Genomic DNA, 24,440 nt, shown 5'->3' with positions numbered 1-24,440 from the left:
GTTCGGGACCATGAACGCCCATTCGCCCATTCCCAGCCCCGGCCGCCGCGAACTCCGCGTGGTCCTGGCCAGTCCGCGCGGCTTCTGCGCCGGCGTCGATCGGGCGATCCAGATCGTCGAACGGACGATCGAGAAGTTCGGCGCGCCGGTCTATGTGCGCCACGAGATCGTCCACAACCGCCACGTGGTCGACCGCTTGAAGGCCCTGGGCGCGGTGTTCATCGAGGAACTGGACGAGGCGCCGGACGATCGTCCCGTGGTGTTCTCGGCCCATGGCGTGCCCAAGACGGTGCCCGCCGCCGCCAAGGCCCGCGAGATGGTCTATCTGGACGCCACCTGCCCGCTGGTCTCCAAGGTCCACGTCGAGGCCCAGAAGCATTTCGACGCCGGCCGCGAGATCGTGCTGATCGGCCACGCCGGCCACCCCGAGGTCGTCGGCACCATGGGCCAGTTGCCCGAGGGCACGGTCACCCTGATCGAGGACATCGACGACGCTCGCGCCTGGGTCCCCCAGAACCCGGCCAACGTCGCCTTCCTCACCCAGACCACCCTGTCGGTCGACGACACCGCCGAGATGGTCGACCTGCTGAAAGCGCGCTTCCCGGGCATCGCCGCCCCGCACAAGGAAGACATCTGCTACGCCACCACCAACCGCCAGGAGGCGGTGAAGCTGCTGGCCGGCGCGTCGGAACTGATCCTGGTGGTCGGCTCGAAGAATTCGTCCAACTCGGTGCGGCTGATGGAGGTCGGCAAGCGGGCCGGCGCCCGGGACGCCCGGCTGATCGACGACGCGCGCGGCATCGACTGGTCGTGGTTCGAGGGCGTGTCGCGCGTCGGCGTCACCGCCGGCGCCTCGGCCCCGGAGGACCTGGTCCAGGGCGTGATCGACGCCATGGCCGCCCGCTACGACGTGACCGTCGAGGAGCTGATCGAGGCGCGCGAGACCGTGACGTTCAAGCTGCCCCGGCTGCTGACGGCCTAAACGCTCTCGGGCCATCGCCTTCCCCGTTGACTCCGCCCGCCCCCTCGCCCAAACACGCCTCTACCCTCGCGGGAGACATCGGGATTCTGGTCCCGAGGCCGAAGGCGCAACCGCCCCGGAAACGCTCAGGCAAAAGGACCGCGCGGGTTTAGGAACGCTGGAAAGAGGCAGTGTGAAAGCGCTGCCCGCCGAAGGAGCAAGGCCAAGCTAGCTTGGCCGAAATCTCTCAGGTCAAAGGGACAGCGGGGGCGAGACCACCTGGCGAAAGCCGGGCGGCGTCGCCGACCCCGATTGGAGCCCCCCCGTGTCCGAGCAAAGCGTGTCCACTGAAGATCTCAAGAAGACCCCGCTGTACGACGCGCACGTCGCGGCCGGCGCTCGCATGGTGCCGTTCGCCGGCTATCACATGCCGGTGCAGTACAAGGACGGGGTGCTGAAGGAGCACCTGTGGACCCGCGAGCACGCGGGCCTGTTCGACGTCTCGCACATGGGCCAGGCGCGGCTGCGCGGCGACAATCCCGCCAAGAGCTTCGAGAAGCTGGTCTCGGCCGACTACCAGGGCCTCAAGCCCGGCAAGCAGCGCTACGCGGTGCTGCTGAACGCCGAGGGCGGCGTGATCGACGACCTGATGACCGCGCGTCCGGACGACGACGGCCTGTTCATCGTCGTCAACGGCGCCTGCAAGGACAACGACTACAAGATCATCGCCGAAGCCCTGAAGGGCGAGGCGACCGTCCAGCGCCTGGAAGACCGCGCCCTGCTGGCCCTGCAGGGCCCCGAGGCCGCCGCCGTCCTGGCCGCCCACGTGCCGGAAGCCGCCGGCATGGTGTTCATGGACACCAAGGCCCTGACCGCCTTCGGGACCGACGCCATCATCTCGCGCTCGGGCTACACCGGCGAGGACGGCTACGAGATCTCGGTGCCGGCCGCCGAGGCCGAGCGCATCTGGAACACCCTGCTGGAAGACGAGCGCGTGAAGGCCATCGGCCTGGGCGCCCGCGACAGCCTGCGCCTGGAGGCCGGCCTGCCGCTCTACGGCCACGACATGGACGAGACCGTCTCGCCGATCGAGGCCGGCATGCCGTTCGCCGTCGGCAAGAGCCGCCGCGAGGCCGGCGACTATCTGGGCGCCGATCGCATCGCCAAGGAACTGGCCGGCGATCTCAAGCGCGTCCGCGTCAATCTGAAGGTGCTGGAAGGCGCGCCCGCTCGTGAAGGCGCGGAGATCGCCGACGAGACCGGCGCCGTGGTCGGCGTGGTCACCAGCGGCGGCTTCGGCCCCAGCTTCGGCGGCGCCATCGCCATCGGCTTCGTCCCCCCCGCCCTGGCGGTGGTCGGTTCGAAGCTGAAAGTCATCGTTCGCGGCAAGCCGCAGGCGGCCGAGGTCGTGACCTCGCCGTTCGTTCCGACCCGCTACGTGCGCAAGATCTAGATCCAGACAAAGAGGGCCCAGACCATGAAGTTCACCAAGGACCACGAGTGGGTCGAAGTCGCCGGCGACGTCGCGACCGTCGGCATCACCGGCTACGCCGCCGAGCAGCTGGGCGATGTCGTGTTCGTCGAAGTCCCGGAAGTCGGCAAGACCGTGAAACAGGGCGAAGCCCTGGCGGTGGTCGAGAGCGTCAAGGCCGCCTCCGACGTCTACGCCCCGGTGTCGGGCGAAGTGGTCGAGGCCAACGGCCAGCTGTCGGACGCTCCCGAGACCGTCAACGCCGTGCCGGAAGCCGGCGGCTGGTTCGCCAAGATCAAGCTCAGCAATCCCGGCGAGCTCGACGCCCTGATGGACCGCGCGGCCTACGAAGCGTTCCTCGGCACGCTGTAAGCCATGGTCCAGGTCCTTCTCCACAACTCGACCCTGACGCCCGCTCCGGCGGCCTATGGGGCGGCGGTGGAGAAGGCCCTGGCCGCGGCCGGCGCGACGTTCGGCGCGGACGGCGAGGTCGGCCTCGCCGGCGAGACGGTCATGATCGTCAATGTCGATCCGGACGACGACATCGCCGTGATCGACCTGGAGCGGTTCGACGACGCGGTCCTGGACCTGGTCTTCGATCTGGCGGAAGCCACCGCCTCGTTCGTGGTCATGAGCAACGGCGCGGTCTGCGGGACGCCAGCGACCGGTCAGCCGCCGCCGGCCTGGTCGATGAGGCTTCAGGCCCACGGAACCGCCGAGCGCGCCGACTTCCGCGACTGGCTGGCCGGCGACATCGAGACCCAACAGGAGACGGAAGCCTACGAGGCCGCCGTCGCCGAAGCCCTCGCCAAGGCCCGCGCCGCCCGTGACGCCAAGCCCGCCCAACCCATCTTCAAACGCCTGACGGACGCCCTTTTCGGAAAGTCGATCTAGATGCGATACCTCCCCCTTACCCCCGAAGATCGCGCCGACATGCTCGGCGTCATCGGCGCGGAGTCGATCGACGATCTGTTCGTCGACGTTCCGGCCGTCGCCCGCCGCAAGGATCCGGTGGACCTGCCGTTCCACGCCGGCGAGCTGGAAGTCGAGCGCGAGATGCTGGCCCTGTCGCGCCGCAACCGCTCGGCCTCAGAAGGCCCGTTCTTCGTCGGGGCGGGGGCCTATCGCCACCACGTGCCGGCCACGGTGGACCACATCATCCAGCGGTCGGAATTCCTGACCAGCTACACGCCCTACCAGCCCGAGATCGCCCAGGGCACGCTGCAGGTGCTGTTCGAGTTCCAGACCCAGGTCGCGGCCCTGACCGGCATGGAAGTGGCCAACGCCTCGCTCTATGACGGCTCCACCGCCGCCGCCGAGGCGGTGATGATGGCCGCCCGGATCACCCGCCGGAACAAGGCCGTCCTGTCGGGCGGCGTGCACCCGCAATATGTCGGCACGGTCGAGACCCTGGCCCACGCGGCCGGCGTCGCCACCGATCGCCTTGCCCCCGCCGTCGACGCCGAGGACGCGGTGATCGCCGCCATCGACGCCGACACCGCCTGCGTCGTGGTTCAGACCCCCAACGTGTTCGGCACGGCCACCGACGTCAGCAAGATCGCCGCCGCCGCCCAGGCCGCCGGCGCCCTGCTGATCGTGGTCGCCACCGAGGCCGTCTCGTTCGGCCTGCTGAAGTCGCCCGGCGAGATGGGCGCCGACATCGTCGTGGCCGAGGGCCAGTCGATCGGCAACGGCCTGAACTTCGGCGGCCCCTATGTCGGCCTGTTCGCCTGCAAGGAAAAATACGTTCGCCAGGCTCCGGGCCGGCTCTGCGGCGAGACCGTCGACGCCGAAGGCCGTCGCGGCTTCGTCCTGACCCTGTCGACCCGCGAGCAGCACATCCGCCGCGACAAGGCCACGTCGAACATCTGCACCAACAGCGGCCTGTGCGCCCTGGCCTTCAGCATCCACATGAGCCTGCTGGGCGAGAAGGGCCTGCGCCGGTTGGCCCTGGTCAACCACCAGAAGGCCGTGGCCCTGCGCGACGCCCTGGCGGCCGTGCCGGGCGTGCAGGTGCTGACCCCGCGCTTCTTCAACGAGTTCGCGATCAAGGTGCCGGGCAACGCGGCCGAGCTGGTCGAGACCCTGGCCGCCAACGGCATCATCGCCGGCGTCCCCTATTCGCGCCTCGACCCGACCGCCGGCCTGGACGACGTCCTGCTGGTCGCCGTCACCGAGACCACGCCCGACAGCGACATCACCTTCTTCTCCAAGGCCCTGACCAAGGTGCTGGCACAATGAGCATGAATTCCGTCGGACGCCCGACCCGTCCTGAAACCGCTGGCGACGCCAACGACTACGTTCACCCCACCCTGACCGGGGCCCGCGGCCTGCTGCAGGACGAGGCGCTGATCTTCGAACTGAACGCCTGGGACAAGACCGGCGTCGACCTGCCGGACGCTCCGGCCGCCGATGATCTGGGCGACCTGGTCCGCGCCGAGCCCATCGGCCTGCCGGGCCTGTCCGAGCCCGAGGCGGTCCGCCACTACGTGCGTCTCAGCCAGAAGAACCACGCCATCGACCTGGCGCTGTATCCGCTGGGCTCGTGCACGATGAAGCACAACCCGCGCCTGAACGAGAAGATGGCGCGCCTGCCGGGCTTCTCCGACATCCACCCGCTGCAGCCGCAGTCGACGGTGCAGGGCGCGATCGAGCTGATGGACCGCCTGGCCCACTGGCTGAAGACCCTGACCGGCATGCCCGCCGTCGCCCTGTCGCCCAAGGCCGGCGCCCACGGCGAGCTGTGCGGCCTGCTGGCCATCCGTGCAGCCCACGAAGCTAACGGACAGGGCCACCGCAAGACGGTCCTGGCCCCGACCAGCGCCCACGGCACCAACCCGGCCACGGCGGCCTTCTGCGGCTACACGGTCGTGGAGATCGCCCAGACCGACGACGGCCGGGTCGACCTGGCCGACCTGGAGGCCAAGCTGGGCGACCACGTGGCCGCCATCATGGTCACCAACCCCAACACCTGCGGCCTGTTCGAGCGCGACGTCGTCGAGATCGCCCGCCTGACCCACGCGGCGGGCGCGTACTTCTACTGCGACGGCGCCAACTTCAACGCCATCGTCGGCCGGGTCCGCCCGGGCGACCTGGGCGTCGACGCCATGCACATCAACCTGCACAAGACCTTCTCCACCCCGCACGGCGGCGGCGGTCCGGGCGCGGGTCCGGTGGTGCTGTCGGCGGCCCTGGCTCCGTTCGCCCCCACCCCGTGGGTGGTCAGCGGCGAGCACGGCTTCCAGCTGGTCGAGGAGGCCAAGGGCCCCGCCGCCCAGGCCTTCGGCCGGATGAGCGCCTTCCACGGCCAGATGGGCATGTTCGTGCGCGCCTACGCCTACATGCTCAGCCACGGGGCCGACGGCCTGCGCCAGGTGGCCGAGGACGCCGTCCTCAACGCCAACTACATCAAGGCCCGCCTGTCGGACCTGATGAGCCCGGCCTTCCCGAACGGCCCGTGCATGCACGAGGCCCTGTTCGACGACGCCTGGCTGGAAGGCACCGGGGTGACCACGCTCGACTTCGCCAAGGCGATGATCGACGAGGGCTTCCACCCGATGACCATGTACTTCCCGCTGGTCGTCCACGGCGCGATGCTGATCGAGCCGACCGAGACGGAATCCAAGCAGGAGCTGGACCGCTTCATCGTCGCGCTTCGGGCCCTGGCCGGCGCGGCGAAGGGGGGCGACGTCGACCGCTTCAAGGGCGCCCCTTACCATGCGCCGCTCAAGCGCCTGGACGAGACCCAGGCGGCGCGTAAGCCACGTCTGAGGTGGAAACCTGTGGCCGCCGCGCCACTGGCGGCGGAATAGGCGCCACAGTCTGACGAATCGGAACGGGGCGCCTTTACGGAAGGGCGCCCCGTTCTCATATCGGGGTCAGTGAGCCGAGGAGGCCGGTCGTCGCCGGGATCGAACGGACCACGGAACCCGTTTCTTCCTGCCCATGAACCTTGCCCTCGCCATGCCGCCCGTGCGCTTCTCCGCCGCCGATGAACTCGCCCGCGAGCTTCTCGGGCGGATTGCGCGCGTCGTTCTGGTGACGCTGGGCCTGATCCTGATCGTGGCGGGCTTCCTGATCGCGCCGCTGCCGGGCCCGCTGGGCGTGCCGCTGACGGTGGTCGGCCTGATGCTGGTGCTGCGCAACTCGTTCCGGGCCCGCAAGCAGTTCGTCCGCTTCCAGCACGCCCACCCCAAGCTGCTGTTCCCGCTGCGCCGCCTGCTGCGCCGCGAGCCGGAAGTGTTTCCGGTCGCCTGGCAGCAGGTCCTGCGCATGGAGCGCCTGGTCATGCCGCGCCGCTGGCGCGTGGCCAAACGCTGGCGCAAGTCCCTTCGGCGCCAGGCCTCCGCGCGCCAGACCGCGCGTCAGTCGGCCAAGCAGCGGCCGTGAGTTCGGCGGCCGATACGCTCGCCAGACTGCCTTCGAGGCTCTATCGCCGCCGTCGCCGTCTAGCCCTGGTCCTGCGCGAAACCGCGGGTCGCGTCGCCCGCTGGGCGGCGCTGGCCTTCGGCGTGCTGGTGCTGCTGGCCGGGGTCGTCCTGACGCCGCTGCCGGGGCACGTGGGCCTGCCGCTGCTGGTCATCGGGCTGATGATCGTGCTGCGCAACTCGTTCCAGGCCAAGCGCCGCTTCCTGCGCTGGCAGCGGCGGCACCCCAAGCTGATCTTCCCGATCCGCCGCCTGATGCGCCGCGAGCCGGAAATCATGCTGGTGGCCTGGCAGCAGCTGCTGCGGTCCGAGAAGCTGTTCCTGCGCCGGGCGTCCTGGCGGGTGCTCAAGCGCGGGCGGAAGTATCTGCGGCGGCGGTGGTTGAAGAAGCAGCCGGTTTAGGCGACGCCCTCTTCCCCCTCTGGGGGAAGACGACCGCGAAGCGGTCCGTAGGGGGCAAGTGTTAGCCGCATGACGCTAGCCGTTTGTCTTCTTGCCGTCCCTCACTTGCCCCCACCTGGCGGCTGCGCCGCCTGTCCGCCCCCATAGGGGGCGGAATGCAAAAAGGGCGCGCCCCGCGAGGAGCGCGCCCTTGATGTCGTGATTGTACCCGAAGCCGCTATTGCAGCTTCGAACCGATCTGGCCGATCGCCGTGTCGACGAGGCCGTCCGAACCGCCCGAGGCGAGACGGGCGACCAGGATCTGCTCGGCGGCCTGGGCGGCGAGGTCGACAGCGGCCGACTTGACGTCGGCGGCGGCCTGGGCCTCTGCCTGGGCGATCTTGCGCTCGGCCATTTCGGCGCGGCGCGTGATCTGCTCTTCCAGCCGGGCCTTGGCTTCCGACGCGATCAGCGCGGCGTCGGCCTTGGCGGCTTCGAGCATGCCGGCGGCCTGACGCTCGGCTTCGTCCCGCTGAGCCTTCACCTCGGCGAGCAGGGCCTGAGCCTCTTCCCGCAGCTGGTGAGCCTCGTCGAGTTCGGCCTTGATCTTGGCCGCGTGGGCGTCGAGCCCCGCGAACAGCGCGCCCGGCAGGACCTTGAGCACGACCAGCAGGCCGATGAACAGGGCCAGGGCGACCAGCACCCACAGTTCGGGGTTGGCCAGGTCGAAGAGCGAGTGATGTTCCATCGTCGTCTCTCCCTAAGCCAGCGAGGCCTTGAGCTCGGCGGCCGAAGCCGCCTTGCCCGTCAGCTTTTCGACGATGGCGCCGGCCGTTTCCGAGGCCACCGCGCGGACGTGGCCCATGGCCTCGTCGCGGGCGGCCTGGATGCGGGCTTCGGCGGCCGCCAGCTTTTCAGCCAGCACGGCCTCTTCCTTCGCCTGACGCTCGGCGGCTTCGGCCGAAGCCTTGGCCTTGGCGTCCGCCGCGGTCTTCTGGGCCTTGGCGCGAGCCTCGGCCACCTCGGCCGCGGCCGCGCGGGCCTGGACCTCGGCTTCGTCCTTCAGACGACGGGCGTCGGCGATGTCGCCGGCGATCTTGGCCCCGCGCGTCTCGATCGCGCCGCTGACCCGGGGCAGAAGCACCTTGGACAGCACCGCGAAGAGGACGGCGAAGATGAGCAGCAGCCAAACGATCTGACCGCCCCAATGCTCGAACTGCAGCTGCGGAAGGCCGCTGCTTTCGTGCTTGGGAGCTTCAGTCGACTCGACCGTGCCGTGATGTTCCGTCGCCATGGGCGAAGGCGCCTCTCAGCTAGGGATTTTTAGGAGAACAGGATCAGGAAGGCGATGACCAGGGCGAAGATGCCCAGGGCTTCGGTCAGAGCCATGCCCAGGAACAGCATCGGACGCTCTTGAGCGGCGGCCGTCGGGTTGCGCAGGGCGCCCTGGAAGTAGTTGCCGAACATGATGCCGAGGCCGATGCCCGCGCCGACCATGCCGAGCATAGCCAGACCGGCGCCGATGAACTTAGCGGCGGAAGCGTCCATGATTGAGACTCCTTGGAAACGGTGTGTTGGTTGAAAGACTAAAGGTTGATCAGTGGCTGTCGAGGTGCACGACGTCGTTCAGATAGACGCAGGTGAGCACCGCGAACACGAAGGCCTGAAGGAAGGCCACCATGAACTCTAGGGCCGTCAGAGCGACGACGGAGGTCAGCGACAGCAGGCCCACCAGCCAGTAGGCCGGGGCCATGGCCAGCAGGATGGCCACGAAGGTCGCGAAGATCTTCAGCACCACGTGGCCGCCCAGCATGTTGCCGAACAGACGAAGGGCCAGGGTGATCGGGCGGATCAGGAACGAGATGATCTCGATCGGGACCAGCAGGAAATACAGGGGCCACGGCACGCCCGACGGGGCGAACAGCTTGAAGAACTTGATGCCGTTCTTGGCGAAGCCGACGCCGATCACGGTCAGGATCACCAGCATGCCCAGGGTCAAGGTCACGGCCAGCTGCGAGGTGGCGGTGAAGCCCAGGAAGTTGCCGGTCCAGCCGAACAGCATGCCCTGCAGGTTCATGAACAGCACGAAGGCGAAAAGGGTGAAGACGAACGGCAGGTACTTCTTGCCGTCGTGGCCGATGATCGAGCTGGTCAGGCCGTCGACCAGTCCATACAGCAGCTCGCCGGTGGTCTGCAGGCGGCCGGGGATGACGGCGCCGCGACCCGCGAAGGCGTAGAACACGATGATCAGGGTCGCGGCCAGCAGCATGGCGGCGATCGAGTTGGTGATCGACAGGTCGATCGCGCCCAGACCCGGCACGGTAACGGAAGGCAGCGCCACGATCTTCTGGATCATGAACTGGTGCATCGGGTCGATCGGCGTGGCCAAGGCCCTAGTCTCTCTTCTGCTTGGGGGCGGTAGACCCGCCTCCCGTGTCTCCGTCGGTCTTTTGGACCGACGCCTGCGCGCTCAATTTTGTCGCCTTGCGGACGACGATGTAGATCGAAGACCCCATGCCGATCAGCAGACCGCCGACCATGCCCCAGGGCCCCGTGCCGGCGTAACGGTCGAGCAGCCAGCCGAAACCGAGCCCCACCAGAACGCCCCCGATCAGATCCGCCAGAAGACGATAGCCGTCCTGGGACGATTTCTCGTGCTCGGCGCGCATCGGGCTTTCCGCCGCCTTTCGCGCCTCGAAAGCGGCGATCCGAGCGTCGAGGCTTTGCGGAGCCTGGTCGTTCGGTTCGTCGGCCTTGGGCATGGGAGCGGTCAGGTCCGAAAACGCCCGCGGCCGCCCCAATAGAGGCGGTTTTCCGGCCGGCTTGATCGCGGCGGAACCTATAGGGCGCGCTGCGGTGCGTCAAGGTTGGGTGGTATCGTCTCAAGTGGCGGTTTTATAACAGTTTTTGGAGATTTTAGAACCGCGTGCCGGAATCGGCGCGCCCTTACGTGATCGCGGGCGGTTTCGAAGCGCGCGGTTCCGTCGCGGAACCGGGGCGCGACGCCCTCCCGTTTTGGCGCGGGCCACAGATTTCCCTCGCGTCATTTGTCGTACCAACCATATGGTACCGCAACCAAGATCGGCCGCCTCGATGCGCCGGCGGGCTCATTGAGGGAAGAACCAAGCCATGATCCGCGTCCCCCGCAGTCTGATCGGCGCCGCGGCGCTGTGCGCCGTCTTCACGCCCGCCGCCCTGTCGTCCGGCGCCCAGGCCGCTCCGGCCGCCAAATCACAGCCCCTGCCGGGGTCAGCTGTTCGCCTGTGACAACGGGACCTTCGTGGTGCAGTCGTTCCGCGACGACGACACGGACGTGAACCTGTCGCTGCTGGGCGCCGGGGTGAAGCTGCGCGACCTGTCGAGCGGCAAGCTGGTCCAGGCCAGGCCGGCCGACGGCAAGGCCGACGCGTGGCGACGCCAGGGCGTGCCGGCCCGCACCGAGTTCGCCGCGGCGGTCGCGCCGCACAGCTACACCGTTTATCGGATCGAGAAATAAAGGCCTCGAAACCCCGGCGCGACGGGCCTGTGTCCATTAGCGCCGGGGAAGGTCAATTGCTTTTCCCGGCGTTTTGGGGTCTTAGGAGCGCACTTTCCACCAACCAGAAGATTCATGTCGCATCTGAAGAACACCGGCTTCGCCGATCGCATCTCCGCCGCCGCCGAAGCCAAGAAGGCCATGCTGGCCAAGATGAAGGCGAAGCCCGCCGTCCAGGACCCCAACTTCGAGCAGCGCCACGCCGAGCGCGAAGCCGAGCTGGAACGGGTCCGCGCCGAACGCGCCGCGATCAAGGAAGCCGCCCGCCTGGAGATCCTGGCGCGCGAAGAGGCCGCCCTCGCCGAGAAGCGCGCTGACCGCAAGGAGCGCAAGGCTCTGACGCAAGCCGAGCAGAAGGCCGCTCGCGACGCCAAGTACGCCGCCCGCAAGGCGCGCCAGAAGTAATCACCGACTACTCGCTCTATCGCGTGGTCCCGGCCCGTCTTGAGGGCGGACCGCGCGAGGGCTTGAACGGATGCACGTCGATTTCGCCCTGCTGGCCACGATGTTCGCCGTGGCGGCGGTCGCCGGGGCGTTCGACGCCATCGCCGGCGGCGGCGGACTGCTGACCGTCCCGGCCCTGCTGCTGACCGGCATGAACCCCGTCGCGGCCCTCGGCACCAACAAGCTGCAGGGCGCGTTCGGCGCCCTCTCGTCCACCAGCGCCTTCGCCCGGCGCGGGCTGATCGACTGGAAGACCGCCTTGCCGGTCGCCGGCGCGGCCGCCGTCGCGGGTCTCTGCGGCGCGCTCTGCGCCAGCCTGCTGTCGCCGCGCGTGCTGGCGGCCCTGGTGCCGCTCCTGCTGATCGTCATCGCCCTCTATTTCGGCTTGTCGAAGGGGCTGAAGGGCGAGGACGTCCATCCGCGCCTGACCCTGCCGGTCTTCGCCTTCACCGCGGCCCCGCTGATCGGTTTCTACGACGGGATCTTCGGACCCGGGGCGGGGGCCTTCTACATGGTCGCCATCGTCACCCTGCTGGGCTACGGCGCGCTGAAGGCCACCGCCCATACCAAGCTGGCCAATGCGGCGTCGAACCTGGGGAGCCTGTCGCTGTTCATCCTGAAGGGCGCGGTCGTCTGGCCCGTGGGGCTGGCCATGGCCGCGGGGGCGTTCCTGGGCGCGCAGGTGGGGTCGCGGCTGGCGATGCGGTTCGGGGGCCGGCTGATCCGGCCGCTGCTGGTGGTGATGTCGTGCGCGATGGCGGTGAAGCTGTTGAGCGATCCGGCGAACCCGTTGAGGCACGCGGTTGTCGGGCTTTTCACTCACTAAGGCCCTCCCCCCGTGGGGGAGGCGATCGCGAAGCGATCGGTGGGGGGAGTCTTAGGTTCGTCGATACGGGTTATGGTCGCCTGCCGATCACTCCCCCCTCCGTCGCCCTGCGGGCGACACCTCCCCCATAGGGGGAGGGATTACTGCGCCGCCACCAACTGCTCGGCCGTGCTGAGATCCACGCTCACCAGCTGGCTCACCCCCCGCTCGGCCATCGTCACCCCGAACAGCCGATCCATCCGGCTCATCGTCACCGGATTGTGCGTGATGGCGATGAACCGCGTCTTCGTCCGCCGGCGCATCTCGTCCAGCATGTTGCAGTAGCGGTCGACATTGGCGTCATCGAGCGGCGCGTCGACTTCGTCGAGCACGCAGATCGGCGCGGGGTTGGCCAGGAAGACGCCGAAGATCAGGGCGCTGGCGGTCAGGGCCTGCTCGCCGCCGCTCATCAGGCTCATCGAGGCCATGCGCTTGCCGGGCGGGCAGGCGAAGATCTCGAGGCCCGCCTCCAACGGATCGTCGTTCTCGACCAGACGCAGCTCGGCCTGGCCGCCGCCGAACAGGGCCTGGAAGAGGGTCTGGAAGTGGGCGTTGATCACCTCGAACGCCGCCAGCAGGCGCTCGCGGCCCTCGGCGTTCAGCTCCTCGATGCCGGCCCGCAGCTTGCCCACGGCGCCCGACAGGTCGGCCCGCTCGGTGCGCATGGTCTCCAGGCGGGCGGCGTATTCGTTGGCTTCTTCCTCGGCGCGCAGGTTCACCGGGCCGATKGCGTCGCGCTCGCGCTCAAGCGCAAAGAGGTGAGCTTCCACACCCGCGGCGTCCTTGGGCACGGCCACGGCCTCGCCGGCCACATGGCGGCCCAGCTCTTCCGGCTCCATGCGGGCCTGTTCGCGGATGGCGCCGGCCACCTCGGCGAAGCGGTCGCGGACGGCGTCCAGGGTGGCGACCAGGGCGGCGCGCTTCTCGCGGGCCTCCGAGGCGGCCTGCTCGGCGGCGCGGGCGGCGCGGTCGGCGTTCAGGCGGGCGGTCTCGGCGGCCTCCAGGGCGTCCGAGGCCTTGGCGCGGCGATCCTCGGCGGCGGCGAACTGCTCGACGATCACCACCAGCTTCTCGGCCAGTACGGTCGGGGCCTCGCGGGCGGCCTCCAGGGCGGCGGCGGCCTTGACCCGGTCGGCGTCCAGGCTGGTCTCGCGCCTGGCCGAGGCCTCGCGGCGCTTGGCCCAGTCGGCGTGGTCGCGTTCCAGCGTCTCCAGGCGGCGGGCGCGGCCGGCGGTCTCGCGGGTCTCCTGCTCCAGGGCAGACCGGGCGCCGGCGGCGGCTTCGCGGGCGGCGGTCGCGGCTTGGCGGGCGGCGGCCAGCTGCGGCGCGAGGTCGGCGGCGCTCTCGGTCCCGGCGCTCTCGGCGCGGACGGCGGCCAAGGCCGTGTCGGCCTCGACCCGTTCGGCCTCGAAGCGGGCGATGGTGTCGTCCAGCGACTGGGCGCGGGCCTCGCGCTGGGCGGCCTCGCGCTCGTAGCGGGTCACGGCCTCGCGCGCGCCGGTCAGCAGGCGTTCGGCCTCGGGCGGCCCCCGGCGTTTATCTCGAAGCGTCTCCTCCGCGACCCGCAACGCGTCGGCGGCGGTCTTCAGGGCGGCGGTCGCGGCCTCGGCGCGCGGCGTGACCTGGTCGATCTCGGTCTCGACCTCGGCCAGTCGGGTGCGTTGCTCCAGGCGGACGGCGGCGGGCTTGGGCGCGTCGGCCCGGGCCACGAAGCCGTCCCAGCGCCACAGGTCGCCTTCCTTGGAGACCAGGCGCGCGCCGACCGGCAGGCCCTTGGCCAGGCGGTCGCCGTCGGCCCGCTCGATCACGGCCACATGCGAGAGGCGGGCCGCCAGTTCCGGCGGAGCCTTGATCAGCGGGGCCAATGGCGTCGCGCCGTCAGGCCACTTCACCGCCGAAGCCTCGCCGCCCGCCCAGAACGAAGGCGCGCGGGAATCGAGGGCGGCTTCCAGGTCATCGCCCAACGCGGCGGCCAGGGCCGCGCCGTAGCCCTTCTCGGGCGTCACCGCGTCCAGGGCCGGCGAGAAGCCGCTCTTGGCGCGCGGGGCGGTCAGTTGGGCCAGGCCTCGGGCCTCGGTGCGCAGGCGGCCCAACTGGTCCTCGACCTTGCGGGCGAGGTCGCGCGACTGGGCCTCGGCGGCGGCGGCCTTCACACGGACGGCCTCGGCCTCTTCGAGCGCGGCGCGGGCGGCGGCCAGGCCGGCCTCGGCGTTGGCGAAGCGCTGGCGGGCCTCGGCGGCGGCCGGGTCGACCACGGGACCGACGGCGGCGCGTTCGGCCTTGGCCTGGTCCAGGGCGCGGACGGTGCGGGCCAGGCGGCTCTCGGCCTCGGCCAGGCGCTGGGCGGCGGCGCGGGCCCGGGCGTCCTCGGCGGCGGCGCGGGCGGCCAGCTGCTCGACCTCGGCGTCGGCCTTGGCGCGCGCGTCCTCGGCGGCCTTGGCGGCGGCGGCYAGTTCGGGACCCCGGGCGGGCGCGGCGGCGATCTGGGCGCGCAACTCGCTCAGCTCGGCGTCGGCGCGGGCCAGGGCCTGGACGGCGTCCTGCAACCCTTGGGCCTCGCGGGCCCGGTCGTCGTCGATGCGGGTCAGGTCGCCCGACAGCCGCTCGAACTCGGCCTGGGCGGCCTCGGACTCGCGCTCGGCCCGGTCCTTCTGGATGGCCAGCTGGCCCAGGATGGCCTGGGCGATCGAGGCCTCCTCGCGCAGCGGCGGCATGGCGGTCTCGGCCGCCAGGATCGCGGTCTGGGCCGTGGCGGCGGCGCGGGCGGTGTCTTCTACGCTTCGCGCCGCTTCAGTCGCGTCGCTTTGCGTGCGGTTGAGGGTGTCGCGCGCCTCGGTCCAGCGGGCGTAGAGCACCGCCCCCTGCACGGCGCGGATCTCGGCCGACAGGCGCTTGTACTTCTCGGCCTGCCTCGCTTCACGACGAAGCCGGCCCAGGGCGGTTTCCAGCTCGCGGGCCACGTCCTCCAGGCGCGAGAGATTGGCCTCGGCCGCCCGCAGCCGCAGCTCGGCCTCGTGGCGGCGGGTGTGCAGGCCCGAGACGCCGGCCGCCTCTTCCAGGATGCGGCGGCGGTTCTGCGGCTTGGCGCCGATCAGCTCGCTGATCTGGCCCTGGCGGACCAGGGCCGGCGAGTTGGCCCCGGTCGAGGCGTCGGCGAACAGCAGCTGGACGTCGCGGGCCCGGACCTCGCGGCCGTTGATGCGGTAGGTCGAGCCCTCGCCCCGGTCGATGCGGCGAACGACCTCCAGCACCGGGTCGTCATTGAACTGGGCCGGTGCGGTGCGGTCGGCGTTGTCGATGGTCAGGGTGACGTCGGCGTGGTTGCGGGGCGGGCGGTTGCCGCTGCCCGCGAAGATCACGTCGTCCATGCCGCCGGCCCGCATGGCCTTGGCCGAGTTGGCGCCCATCACCCAGCGCAGGGCTTCCAACAGGTTGGACTTGCCGCAGCCGTTGGGCCCGACGATGCCCGTCAGGCCGGGTTCGATCCGAAACTCGGTCGGCTCGACGAAGGATTTGAATCCCTGAAGGCGCAGGCGCTGGAACTGCACGTGCGCCCGCTCCCTAGCCCTTGGCCGCTTTGGCGATCGCGGCGGCGAAGGTCTCGATCGGCTGGCCGCCCTCGAGGCGTTCGCCGTTGATGAAGAAGGTGGGGGTCACCTCGATCTTGTCGCGGACTGTGGCCTTCTCGACCCGGGCGTTGATCGCGGCCAGGGCGGCCTTGTCCTGCAGGGCGGTGGTGAACTGGGCCTCGGTCAGGCCAAAGCCCTTGCCGATCTTCAGCAGTCCGCCCCACAGGTCTTCGCTCTGGAAGATGGCGTCCTGCTGCTTGAAGATCGTGTCCAGCACCTCGAAATAGCGGGCCGGGCCCACGCGCCGGGCCAGCATGTAGCCGGCGGCGGCGAACTGGGCGGGCGGGGTCAGGAACTCGCGGAACACGTACCGGACCTTGCCGGTGTCGATGAACTGCTTCTTGAAGGCCGGGAAGACCTCGTTGTTCCAGTGGGCGCAGTGGGTGCAGGACAGCGAGGCGTACTCCACCACCTGCACCTTGGCCTTCGGCGAACCCAGGGCCATGTCGCCCTCGGCCGCCGGCAGCGGCGCGGCGCGCGCGACCGTCGGCGCGGCGATCAACGCCGCGCTCGAGGCAGCCAAGCCCGTTCCGATCAGGGCGCGCCGGTCGAGGATCATTTCGCGGCCGCCTCGGCCGCCGCGATGGCGGCGTCCAGCTCGGCCATCGACTGCTCGCCGCCGTCTTCGCCGCCGGCCTTCTTGCCGTTGATGATGAAGGTCGGGGTGCCGGTGATCTTGGCGTCGGCCTGGTACTTCTCGACCCGGTCGTTGAGGGCCTTGAGGGCCTTCTCGTCGGTGACGCAGCTGGTGAACTGGGCTTCGCTCATGCCGGCCGACTGGGCCACGCGCAGCAGCACGCCGCGATAGTCGCCGGTCGTGAACATCTCTTCCTGCGAGCGATAGACCGAGTCCAGCACCGAGAAATATTTGTCCTTGCCGGCGCAGCGGGCCATCAGGAACGAGGCCGAGGCCACCTGCACGGGCTCGGTCAGGAACTCGCGGTAGACGTAGTTCACGCGGCCGGTGTCGATGTACTTGGCCTTGAAGGCCGGGAAGACCTCGTTGTTCCAGCGGCCGCAGTGGATGCACGAGGCCGAGGCGTACTCGACGACCGTGACCTTGGCCTTGGGGTTGCCCAGCGACATGTCGTCGGCGGACACCGACTCCTTCTTGTCGCCGCAGCCGGCGAGCGCGACGCCCAGAGAGGCGGTGAGGGCGACGGCGGTCAAAAGCCGGCGGGTCAACGGACGCATGAGATCTTCCCTGGGATAGTCGTGAACAGTGAAGTTAAGCGCGATTCTTTAGTCGCGTGAAAAGGGCGCGGATAAGGCGTCGCATCAGCCTATCGAACGTCCGGTTGTCAATCCAGCCGAGGCTTTGACGCCGACCTAGCGCGGATCGCGCAGGACGCCGCGGCCCAGCTTCAGCAGGGCCTCCTTCAGGCCGCCCTCCGGCTGGTCGGCCAGGCTGTCGGCCAGGTCGCGTTCCTGGGCGGCGTCCAGCGGCGGCTTGCGGCGGGGCTTGGCGACGGCGGGCGCGGCCGGGGCCTTCACCGGGCCCTGGACGATGCGCAGTTTGGTCACGACGCCCTTGCCCAGCAGCAGGTCCAGGCGCTGGGTGATCTGCGGCGCCTGGTGCTGGATCAGCGAGGCCACCGGCCCGTCGACCCGCAGCTCCAGGGTGCCGCCCTCGCCGGTGCGGCTCTTGATGACGCGGACGGGCTCGGTGCGGCGGGCCAGGGTGTCGCCGACGATCTCGCGCCAGCGGGCCTTCAGCACGGCGGGGCCCTGGCCGAATTTCTCGTCCAGCTTCTTGATCAGCGGGGCCAGAGACTTGCCGGCCGGCGGGGGCGCGCGGAACTGCGGACGCGTGCGGCGGCGCTTGAGGATCTCGAGAGCTTCTTCCGTTGTGGGCAGGGGGCGACGCATGGGGGGAGGGTAGCAGACGGAAGTCGCTGACGGGAGCGATCAACAACGGCTGTCATCCCGGGTGTAGTTCACGCGTCGGTCCCGGATCTTCGCGCTGCGCGCTCGTCCGGGATGACAAGTTCGGGGAGGCTCTGTCATAGGACGGGCATGCTCGACATCCCCGCCCTCCGCGCCGCCCTGCTGGCCTGGTACGACGCCCAGGCGCGGGACCTGCCCTGGCGCACCGGGCCGGCCGCTGGGAAGGCAGGGATGCGGTCCGATCCGTACCGGGTCTGGCTGTCTGAGGTGATGCTGCAGCAGACCACCGTGCCGCACGCCACGCCCTATTTCCTGGGTTTCACCCAGCGCTGGCCGACGGTGTCCGACTTGGCGGCGGTGGAGGACGGCGACCTGATGGCCGCCTGGGCGGGGCTCGGCTACTACGCCCGGGCCCGCAACCTGCTGGCCTGCGCCCGGGCCGTGGCGGCCGAGCATGGCGGGGTGTTCCCCGACACCGAGGAGTCCTTGCGCGCCTTGCCGGGCGTGGGCGCCTACACCGCCGCCGCCGTGGCGGCCATCGCCTTCGACCGCGAGGCCAATGTCGTCGACGGCAATGTCGAGCGGGTGATGGCGCGGCTGTTCGCGGTAGAAGAGCCCGTGCCTGACGCCAAGCCGGAGCTGAAGCGCCTGGCCGGCGATCTGGTCACCCCCGAGCGCCCCGGCGACTGGGCCCAGGCGCTGATGGATCTCGGGGCCACGGTCTGCCGGCCCAAGGGCCCGCTGTGCGACCGCTGTCCGATCTCGACCTGGTGCGAAGGCCTCAAGACCGGCGCGCCGGAGACCTATCCGCGCAAGACCAAGAAGGCCGATCGGCCCCGCCGGTTCGGTGTGGCCTACGTCCTGACCCGAGGCGACGCCACGGCCCTGGTCCGCCGTCCGCCCAAGGGCCTGCTGGGCGGCATGCTGGGCCTGCCGACCAGCGACTGGCGAGATCGTCCGTGGACGGATTCGGAAGCCGCCGAGGCCGCGCCGGCCGCCGGAGTCTGGCGTGATTTCGGGACCGTGGAGCACGTCTTCACCCACTTCGCCCTGACGCTGCGGGTGCTGCGCGCCGAGAGCAACGGCGAGGGGGAGTTCGTGTGGACCGACCCCGAAGGGCTGGCGGCGCTGCCGAGCGTGTTCCTGAAGGCGGCGAAGGCGGGGCGGGATCGGCTGGTCTAGCCGCGTCCTCGTGAACGCTCTCGGCTCAGACCTTCCGGTTTCGGCGAACGATGAAGCTGGCCACAAGGGCGGCGACGATGACGACGCCGGTGGCCACGTAGTAGCCTGGCATGCCGGTCGAGGGATCATTTCCGCCGAAGGGCGGTGAGCCGATCAGGAACGCCTCGACCACCACCGCCATGCCGCCCCAGAAGACCGCGCGGCCTGGATGCTGCTTGACGTATTCGATCACGCGCTCACGCGGCGACGGCATGGCGCGCCAATGCCGCCAATGAACCGCGATCGCGCCGAGCCAGCAGAAGGGGAGCGCCGTCCACCACCACAGGCGCAGCGGCAGCTCGCTTCCGAGGAACTCCGAAGCGCCGAACATCAGCAGCATGTAGACGGCGCCGACGATGAATCCGCTGCGCTGGAAGTGACGCGGCAGCAGCGGCAGGGCCGCCACGGCCTCGTCGGGAGAGGTCTGGTTCGTCATGCTCGAACGGGAATCCCAGGCGGCGAGGCCGCCCTAGGCCTCAGTTCATTCCCGCCCGCACCTGGCTGCGCAGGACGTCGATCGGGGCCAGGCCCTTGTCGGTCTTGAAGTGCCAGTAGGTCCAGCCGTTGCAGGCCGGGGCCGACTGCACCAGGGCGCCGACCTTGTGGATCGAGCCCGACAGATCGCCCACCGTGATCGAGCCGTCGGCCCGGACCTTGGCGGCGTGCGAGCCCTTGGCGCAGTACAGGGTGTCGCCCGGATTGAGCAGGCCGGCCTCGACGATGTTGCCGAACGGCACACGCGGCTCCGAACGCTTGGAGCCCATGACGTCCAGGTCTTCCGGCGCGATCGGCACGACCTTGGCGATGCGTTCCTTGGCGTGGGCGATGTACTCGGCCTCGCGCTCGATGCCGACGAACCTGCGGCCTAGGCGCTTGGCGGCCGCGCCGGTGGTGCCCACGCCGAAGAACGGATCCAGGATCACGTCGCCCGGCTTGGTCGTCGACAGGATCACCCGGTAGAGCAGGGCTTCGGGCTTCTGGGTCGGATGGGCCTTGTTGCCGTCCGCGCCCTTGATGCGCTCCTCGCCGGTGCACAGCGGGATGGTCCAGTCCGAGCGCATCTGCACCTCGTCATTGGCCATCTTCAGGGCGTCGTAGTTGAAGGTGTAGCGCTTGGCGCCCTGGCTCTTGGAGGCCCAGATCAGGGTCTCGTGGGCGTTGGCGAAGCGGGTGCCCTTGAAGTTGGGCATCGGGTTGGATTTCCGCCAGATCACGTCGTTGAGGATCCAGAAGCCCAGGTCCTGCACGGCCACGCCGACGCGGAAGATGTTGTGATAGCTGCCGATCACCCAGATCGCGCCGTCGTCCTTCAGCACCCGGCGGGCGGCCTTCAGCCATTCGCGGGTGAACTTGTCGTAGGCGGCGAAGCTCTCGAACTGGTCCCAGTGGTCGTCGACCGCGTCGACCTTGGAATTGTCGGGACGCAGCAGGTCGCCGCCCAGCTGCAGATTGTAGGGCGGATCGGCGAAGATCAGGTCCACGGACTTCTCGGGCAGGGCGTTCATCGCCTCGATGCAGTCGCCCTGGATGATGGTTTCAGGCCCGAAGGACATGTCCGCTTCCCGTCAAAAACACTGAGCGGAATCATGAGTCTTGATGGTTACGCCGGAGTGAACGGGCATGGTTAGCGGCCTGTTAACCCCGCCCGAAACGGTGGATGAGTCTGATTAGACTCAGAAATCCTGTTCCGGCGGGCGCGCCAGGCTGAACGTTATCCGCGCCTCGAGGCCCGTCGGCTTCAGGTCCAGCCTGGCCGCGCCGCCCAGTTCGCGGGCCAGCCGGTCGATCAATCGCGTGCCGAAGCCCTTGCGCGTCGCGCCGGTCAGGGGGTGGCTGACCGTCTCCCGCCAGGCCAGGAAGCCGCCGTCCGAGTCGCGCCCGCAATGGACCTTCAGCCTGCCGTCCGGTGTGGACAGGGCTCCGTACTTCGCGGCGTTGGTCAGCAGTTCATGGACGATCAGGCCCAGGCTGACAGGCGCATCGGACGTCAGCTCCATCGCCTCGCAGACCAGCTCCAGCTGGCCGTGGGGCTCCGCATAGGGGGCCAGCTCGGCGCGCAGCACGTCCTGGACCGTGATGGCGCCGGACGCGTTCTGGATCAGCAGGTCGTGGGTCTTGGCCATGGCGTGGACGCGATCGGTGAAGACGGCGACGAACTCCGGCACCGATTGCGCCGACTTGCCGCTGAGCATGGCCAGGGACATCACCGTGGCCAGGGTGTTCTTCACGCGATGGTTCAGCTCGTCGAGCAGCAGTTTCTGGCGGCGTTCGCCGACGATCCGCTCGGTCACGTCGTGACCTTCGACGAAGACGCCGTTCACCGCGCCCTGGGCGTCCAGGGTCGGCTGATAGACGAAATCGAGATAGCGATCGGTCGCCGGTTCGCCTGGTCCGCCCGTCGCGGTGAATTTCGACCCCGTGGCCGTGAACGCCTCGCCCGACCGGTAGACCTGGTCGAGCAGCGTCACATAGCCCTGCTCGATGGCTTCCGGCAGGGCCTGGGCCACGGTCAGACCCACCACGGGGCGTTCGCCGACGAGGCGCATATAGCCCGGATTGGCCAACTCGAACCGGTGGTCGGGACCGCGCAGCACGGCCATGAAGCTGGGCGCCTGCTCGAACAGGGCGCGCAGGTGTTCGGCTTCGCTGTTCAGTTCGAGATTGGCCCGCGCCAATTCCTCGCGCACGAGGTGCTCGGCGGTCACGTCCTTGCAGACCACCAGCACGCCGCCGACGCCGTCGTCGTGGTCGATCGGGCTATAGCCGTAGGTCCACCAGACGTCCTCGCGCCGGCCGTTGCGGGTGACGGGGACGAGGGCGTCCTCGTGCCAGGTCGAGCCTTCGCCGCGCATCACAAGGGCGATCTGAGGGCCGATGATGTCCCAGATTTCCGCCCAGCAGGCCTCGCCGCGATCGCCCAAGGCCGACGGATGGCGTTCCGGGCCCATCGTGGCGCGATAGGCGTCGTTGTAGAACTGGATCAGGTCCGGCCCCCACCAGATGAACATCGGGTGGCTGGAGGTCAGCATCAGGCGGACAACGGTCTTCAGGCTCTGGGGCCAGCCGTCCGGCAGCCCCAAGGGCGAGGCGGACCAGTCGTGGGCGCGGATCAGGCGGCCCATTTCGCCACCGCCGCTCAGGAAGGTCGGCCCTTCGTGACGGGTCTTGTCGGCCGGCTGATCGAGCAAATGAGGTCTCCGACGGGAAGGGCGTTCACGCCTCGACGCTGGCTTCACGTCACGTTGTGGATTTAGGCACGGAACCATAGCCGAAACGCTCGTCTAGCCGACATAGCGCATCGAGGCTTGGCTGAAGTCTTTTCGGAGCCGCGGGCGACTAGGCGCCAAGCTCGTCGTCGAACGCCGCGTCGCCAAGGTCGCCCAGGGGCAGTTCGCCCGACAGCGCCAGCTTGACCGGCGCCCAGCTCATCCGGTGGATCGGCGAGGGGCCCAGGCGGCGCAGGCCCTCGACGTGGATCGCGGCGTGATAGCCCTTGTGGCTGGCGAACCCGTAGCCGGGATGGACGCCGTCCATCTCGATCATGATCTTGTCGCGGGCCTCCTTGGCCAGGATCGAGGCGGCGGCGATCGAGCACGACAGGCTGTCGCCCTTGATCACCGTCTTGATCGGGCAGGGCAGCTTGAAACGGTAGTTGCCGTCGACCAGGGCCATGTCGGGCTTCACCCCTAGCCCCTCGATGGCCCGGCACATGGCCAGGCCGGCGGCGTGCAGGATGTTGAGCTCCTCGATCTCCTCGACGCTGGCCAGGCCCACGCACCAGGCGACCGCGACCGACTTGATCTCGATCTCCAGCGCGGCGCGCGCCTTGGCGGTCAGCTTCTTGGAGTCGTTGAGGCCCTTGGGGACGCGGGCGGGGTCCAGGATCACCGCCGCGGCGCTGACCGGACCGGCCCAGGGTCCGCGTCCGGCCTCGTCCACCCCGCAGACCAGACCCGGTCCGCAGGCGGCTTCCAGCATCATGTCGGGGCCCTTGGGGGCGATGGCGGGGGACTTGGTCACGACCCCGCTCATAATCCGTTTCGGGCGGGCGGGGGAAGGTCCTGCGTCCGCACCAGCCGCGCGAAACGGCCGTCCGACAGTCGCAGGCGCGTCCAGTTCATCCGGCCGGGTCGGATGGGCACTTCGTTGGAGTCGTTGGCGCCGGTCTCGATCGTCAGGCTGGGCGGCAGGGGCTCGTACCAGCCGGCCTTGCCGAGTCCCGCCTCGGCCGCGACGATGGCCGGGCTGGCGTAGCGCCACAGCGAGGTGCCCATCAGGTCTTCCTTGGGAAGCCCCCATTCACGGCTGCGCGCGGGAGAAGCGGCCATCAAGCGGTGCGAGAGGTCGCAGACCATGTGGGTCGGATCGGTCGAGCTTTCGACCAGTTCGAGCAGGGCGCGGTCGGCGTCGGAGTCGGGGCGGGCGGCCAGGAGGTCGGCCAGCCGCGCCGCTTCGCGGGGCGAGGGGGGCAGGGCGCCGCTCTCCCAGCGCGAGATGGTGGCCTGGGAGACGCCCAGGATCTCGGCCGCGTGCGCCTGTTTGACCCGCCGCGCCGCGCGCCAGGCGCGCAGTGAGCGGCCCAAGGCATGCGGCGGTGTCGGCGAGACGTCCAAGGGAGAGCGGGGCATGGACGCAGAATAACTTATGCGTTCGCCGCGCCAACCGTCGATGCGATCAGGCCGCCTCTGATCGGAGGAAGACCATGCGTGTGTTGTTGACCGGATCGTCGGGATGGTTGGGACGGACCCTGGCGCCGGCCCTGCGCGCCGCCGGCCATGGGGTGACCGGGCTGCACATCGTCGCTTCGGCCGAAACGTCGGTGCTCGGCTCGGTCGCCGATCGCGCCCTGGTGCGCCAGGTGATCGGCGACCACGCGATCGAGGCGGTGATCCACGGCGGGGCCCTGCACAAGCCGGACATCGAGCGCTTCGACCGCCAGGCTTTCGTGGACGTCAACGTCACCGGCACGCTGAACCTGCTGGAAGAGTCCGTCGCCCAGGGCGTGGGGCGGTTCGTCTTCACCTCGACCACCTCGCTGATGATCTCCGAAGCGATCAGGGCCGGGGCGGCGGGCGGGGCCCGGCGGGCCGAGTGGCTGACCGAGGACAGCCCGGTCCAGCCGCGCAACGTCTACGGGATCACCAAGCTGGCGGCCGAGCAGCTGTGCCGGCTGGTCCACCGCGAGCACGGCCTGCCGGTGGTGGTGCTGCGCACCAGCCGCTTCTTCCCCGAGGCCGACGACATGGCCCACGCCATCGCCCAGTCCGACGCCAACACCAAGGCCAACGAGTTGCTGTTCCGCCGCCTGACCGTGGAGGACGCCGCGCGCGCCCACCTGATGGCCCTGGATCGCGCGCTCGGGCTGGGCTTCGACCTGTTCATCGTCTCGGCCCCGCCGCCGTTCTCGCGGTCCGACGCCGAGGCGCTGATCGCCGACGCGCCGCGCGTCGTGGCCCGCTATTTCCCGCGCTACCCCGAGCTTTACGCACAGCGCGGCTGGACGATGTTCGACAGCATCGATCGCGTCTACGACCCGTCCCGGGCGGCGGCGCGGCTGGGGTTCGTCTGCGAGGCCACCTTCGCCCAGGTGCTCGAAGGGTTGGAGGCGGAAAGCTAGAG

At 69.7% G+C, this 24,440-nt stretch carries 28 protein-coding genes and 1 riboswitch; of the genes, 14 read left to right on the top strand and 14 right to left on the bottom strand.

Translation table 11 applies throughout. From position 1 onward, the window contains the following. Positions 1-10 precede the first annotated feature (10 nt). The 8 genes from ispH (at position 11) to AC1DMQ_RS09085 (ending at position 7,261) form a co-directional block, all read left to right on the top strand. A complete protein-coding gene (ispH, locus tag AC1DMQ_RS09120) occupies positions 11-982 on the top strand; it encodes a 4-hydroxy-3-methylbut-2-enyl diphosphate reductase (protein WP_477033238.1) in 972 nt (323 codons plus the stop codon). 59 nt (positions 983-1,041) lie between these two features. Further along, a riboswitch (glycine riboswitch) is annotated at positions 1,042-1,133 on the top strand. Positions 1,134-1,286: 153 nt separating this feature from the next. Next, positions 1,287-2,414, top strand: coding sequence for a glycine cleavage system aminomethyltransferase GcvT (gene gcvT, locus AC1DMQ_RS09115; RefSeq protein ID WP_477033237.1), 1,128 nt, complete (start codon positions 1,287-1,289; stop codon positions 2,412-2,414). 24 nt (positions 2,415-2,438) lie between these two features. Then, a complete protein-coding gene (gcvH, locus tag AC1DMQ_RS09110) occupies positions 2,439-2,804 on the top strand; it encodes a glycine cleavage system protein GcvH (RefSeq protein WP_477033236.1) in 366 nt (121 codons plus the stop codon). 3 nt (positions 2,805-2,807) lie between these two features. Further along, positions 2,808-3,326 (top strand): hypothetical protein, encoded by a 519-nt coding sequence (locus AC1DMQ_RS09105; protein WP_477033235.1) that lies wholly within the window; start codon positions 2,808-2,810, stop codon positions 3,324-3,326. After that, entirely contained in the window at positions 3,327-4,673 is a 1,347-nt protein-coding gene (gene gcvPA / locus AC1DMQ_RS09100; RefSeq protein WP_477033234.1) for an aminomethyl-transferring glycine dehydrogenase subunit GcvPA, read from the top strand. Continuing rightward, positions 4,670-6,244: an aminomethyl-transferring glycine dehydrogenase subunit GcvPB gene (gene gcvPB, locus AC1DMQ_RS09095; protein ID WP_477033233.1), complete on the top strand. Its 1,575-nt coding sequence runs from the start codon at positions 4,670-4,672 to the stop codon at positions 6,242-6,244. Before gcvPA ends, gcvPB begins: the two co-directional genes overlap by 4 nt. Before the next feature lie 133 nt (positions 6,245-6,377). After that, positions 6,378-6,821, top strand: coding sequence for a hypothetical protein (locus tag AC1DMQ_RS09090; RefSeq protein ID WP_477033232.1), 444 nt, complete (start codon positions 6,378-6,380; stop codon positions 6,819-6,821). After that, the gene (locus AC1DMQ_RS09085; RefSeq protein ID WP_477033231.1) at positions 6,818-7,261 is read left to right on the top strand and encodes a hypothetical protein; all 444 of its coding nucleotides are present in this window, start codon (positions 6,818-6,820) and stop codon (positions 7,259-7,261) included. Before AC1DMQ_RS09090 ends, AC1DMQ_RS09085 begins: the two co-directional genes overlap by 4 nt. Positions 7,262-7,478: 217 nt before the next feature. Here AC1DMQ_RS09085 and AC1DMQ_RS09080 read toward each other — a convergent pair whose 3' ends face one another. From AC1DMQ_RS09080 to AC1DMQ_RS09060, 5 genes are read right to left on the bottom strand one after another with little or no spacing between them, the layout of a single operon-like run. Then, on the bottom strand, positions 7,479-7,988 hold the full coding sequence (locus tag AC1DMQ_RS09080; RefSeq protein WP_477033230.1) for a F0F1 ATP synthase subunit B: 510 nt from the start codon (positions 7,986-7,988) through the stop codon (positions 7,479-7,481). A 12-nt stretch (positions 7,989-8,000) separates the two neighbouring features. Beyond that, on the bottom strand, positions 8,001-8,534 hold the full coding sequence (locus AC1DMQ_RS09075; RefSeq protein WP_477033229.1) for a F0F1 ATP synthase subunit B family protein: 534 nt from the start codon (positions 8,532-8,534) through the stop codon (positions 8,001-8,003). A 29-nt stretch (positions 8,535-8,563) separates the two neighbouring features. Then, the gene (locus tag AC1DMQ_RS09070; RefSeq protein WP_477033228.1) at positions 8,564-8,788 is read right to left on the bottom strand and encodes a F0F1 ATP synthase subunit C; all 225 of its coding nucleotides are present in this window, start codon (positions 8,786-8,788) and stop codon (positions 8,564-8,566) included. A 49-nt stretch (positions 8,789-8,837) separates the two neighbouring features. Beyond that, on the bottom strand, positions 8,838-9,608 hold the full coding sequence (locus AC1DMQ_RS09065) for a F0F1 ATP synthase subunit A (protein WP_477033268.1): 771 nt from the start codon (positions 9,606-9,608) through the stop codon (positions 8,838-8,840). A gap of 25 nt (positions 9,609-9,633) precedes the next feature. Beyond that, on the bottom strand, positions 9,634-10,002 hold the full coding sequence (locus AC1DMQ_RS09060) for an AtpZ/AtpI family protein (protein WP_477033227.1): 369 nt from the start codon (positions 10,000-10,002) through the stop codon (positions 9,634-9,636). A 367-nt stretch (positions 10,003-10,369) separates the two neighbouring features. Between AC1DMQ_RS09060 and AC1DMQ_RS09055 the strand changes: the two genes are divergently transcribed. The 4 genes from AC1DMQ_RS09055 (at position 10,370) to AC1DMQ_RS09040 (ending at position 12,045) form a co-directional block, all read left to right on the top strand. Continuing rightward, positions 10,370-10,507: a hypothetical protein gene (locus AC1DMQ_RS09055; RefSeq protein WP_477033226.1), complete on the top strand. Its 138-nt coding sequence runs from the start codon at positions 10,370-10,372 to the stop codon at positions 10,505-10,507. Positions 10,508-10,520: 13 nt separating this feature from the next. Continuing rightward, on the top strand, positions 10,521-10,736 hold the full coding sequence (locus AC1DMQ_RS09050) for a hypothetical protein (RefSeq protein WP_477033225.1): 216 nt from the start codon (positions 10,521-10,523) through the stop codon (positions 10,734-10,736). 114 nt (positions 10,737-10,850) lie between these two features. Then, the gene (locus AC1DMQ_RS09045; protein ID WP_477033224.1) at positions 10,851-11,180 is read left to right on the top strand and encodes a DUF6481 family protein; all 330 of its coding nucleotides are present in this window, start codon (positions 10,851-10,853) and stop codon (positions 11,178-11,180) included. A 70-nt stretch (positions 11,181-11,250) separates the two neighbouring features. Next, positions 11,251-12,045: a TSUP family transporter gene (locus AC1DMQ_RS09040; RefSeq protein WP_477033223.1), complete on the top strand. Its 795-nt coding sequence runs from the start codon at positions 11,251-11,253 to the stop codon at positions 12,043-12,045. Positions 12,046-12,185: 140 nt separating this feature from the next. Here the strand turns inward: AC1DMQ_RS09040 and smc are convergent, their stop codons facing one another. From smc to AC1DMQ_RS09020, 4 genes are all read right to left on the bottom strand, one after another. Continuing rightward, positions 12,186-15,632 (bottom strand): chromosome segregation protein SMC, encoded by a 3,447-nt coding sequence (smc, locus tag AC1DMQ_RS09035; protein ID WP_477033222.1) that lies wholly within the window; start codon positions 15,630-15,632, stop codon positions 12,186-12,188. A 13-nt stretch (positions 15,633-15,645) separates the two neighbouring features. Further along, positions 15,646-16,272, bottom strand: coding sequence for a DsbA family protein (locus tag AC1DMQ_RS09030; RefSeq protein WP_477033221.1), 627 nt, complete (start codon positions 16,270-16,272; stop codon positions 15,646-15,648). Then, positions 16,269-16,907, bottom strand: a complete 639-nt coding sequence (locus tag AC1DMQ_RS09025) for a thioredoxin domain-containing protein (protein ID WP_477033220.1) — start codon at positions 16,905-16,907, stop codon at positions 16,269-16,271. The genes AC1DMQ_RS09030 and AC1DMQ_RS09025 overlap by 4 nt, the downstream gene beginning before the upstream one ends. 135 nt (positions 16,908-17,042) lie before the next feature. Then, positions 17,043-17,582 (bottom strand): DUF721 domain-containing protein, encoded by a 540-nt coding sequence (locus AC1DMQ_RS09020; protein ID WP_477033219.1) that lies wholly within the window; start codon positions 17,580-17,582, stop codon positions 17,043-17,045. A 147-nt stretch (positions 17,583-17,729) separates the two neighbouring features. On the opposite strand from AC1DMQ_RS09020, the gene mutY reads away from it, so the two are divergent. After that, the gene (gene mutY, locus AC1DMQ_RS09015) at positions 17,730-18,782 is read left to right on the top strand and encodes an A/G-specific adenine glycosylase (protein WP_477033218.1); all 1,053 of its coding nucleotides are present in this window, start codon (positions 17,730-17,732) and stop codon (positions 18,780-18,782) included. 25 nt (positions 18,783-18,807) lie between these two features. On the opposite strand, the gene AC1DMQ_RS09010 is transcribed toward mutY, so the two are convergent. The 5 genes from AC1DMQ_RS09010 to AC1DMQ_RS08990 form a co-directional block, all read right to left on the bottom strand. Further along, complete coding sequence (locus tag AC1DMQ_RS09010) at positions 18,808-19,257, bottom strand: hypothetical protein (RefSeq protein ID WP_477033217.1); 450 nt, start codon at positions 19,255-19,257, stop codon at positions 18,808-18,810. Positions 19,258-19,297: 40 nt separating this feature from the next. Further along, positions 19,298-20,374 carry a DNA methyltransferase gene (locus AC1DMQ_RS09005; RefSeq protein WP_477033216.1) on the bottom strand — a complete coding sequence of 359 codons (1,077 nt, stop codon included), beginning with the start codon at positions 20,372-20,374 and terminating at the stop codon, positions 19,298-19,300. A 120-nt stretch (positions 20,375-20,494) separates the two neighbouring features. Further along, positions 20,495-22,009 (bottom strand): sensor histidine kinase, encoded by a 1,515-nt coding sequence (locus AC1DMQ_RS09000; protein WP_477033215.1) that lies wholly within the window; start codon positions 22,007-22,009, stop codon positions 20,495-20,497. A 148-nt stretch (positions 22,010-22,157) separates the two neighbouring features. Continuing rightward, positions 22,158-22,802: a ribonuclease HII gene (locus tag AC1DMQ_RS08995; protein WP_477033267.1), complete on the bottom strand. Its 645-nt coding sequence runs from the start codon at positions 22,800-22,802 to the stop codon at positions 22,158-22,160. A gap of 47 nt (positions 22,803-22,849) precedes the next feature. Further along, complete coding sequence (locus AC1DMQ_RS08990; RefSeq protein ID WP_477033214.1) at positions 22,850-23,449, bottom strand: helix-turn-helix domain-containing protein; 600 nt, start codon at positions 23,447-23,449, stop codon at positions 22,850-22,852. 74 nt (positions 23,450-23,523) lie between these two features. On the opposite strand from AC1DMQ_RS08990, the gene AC1DMQ_RS08985 reads away from it, so the two are divergent. After that, positions 23,524-24,438 (top strand): NAD-dependent epimerase/dehydratase family protein, encoded by a 915-nt coding sequence (locus AC1DMQ_RS08985; RefSeq protein ID WP_477033213.1) that lies wholly within the window; start codon positions 23,524-23,526, stop codon positions 24,436-24,438. Positions 24,439-24,440 lie beyond the last annotated feature (2 nt).

The sequence above is a fragment of the Caulobacter sp. 05L422 genome (genome assembly GCF_056397765.1).
This window is presented reverse-complemented; position numbering and strand designations above follow the sequence as displayed.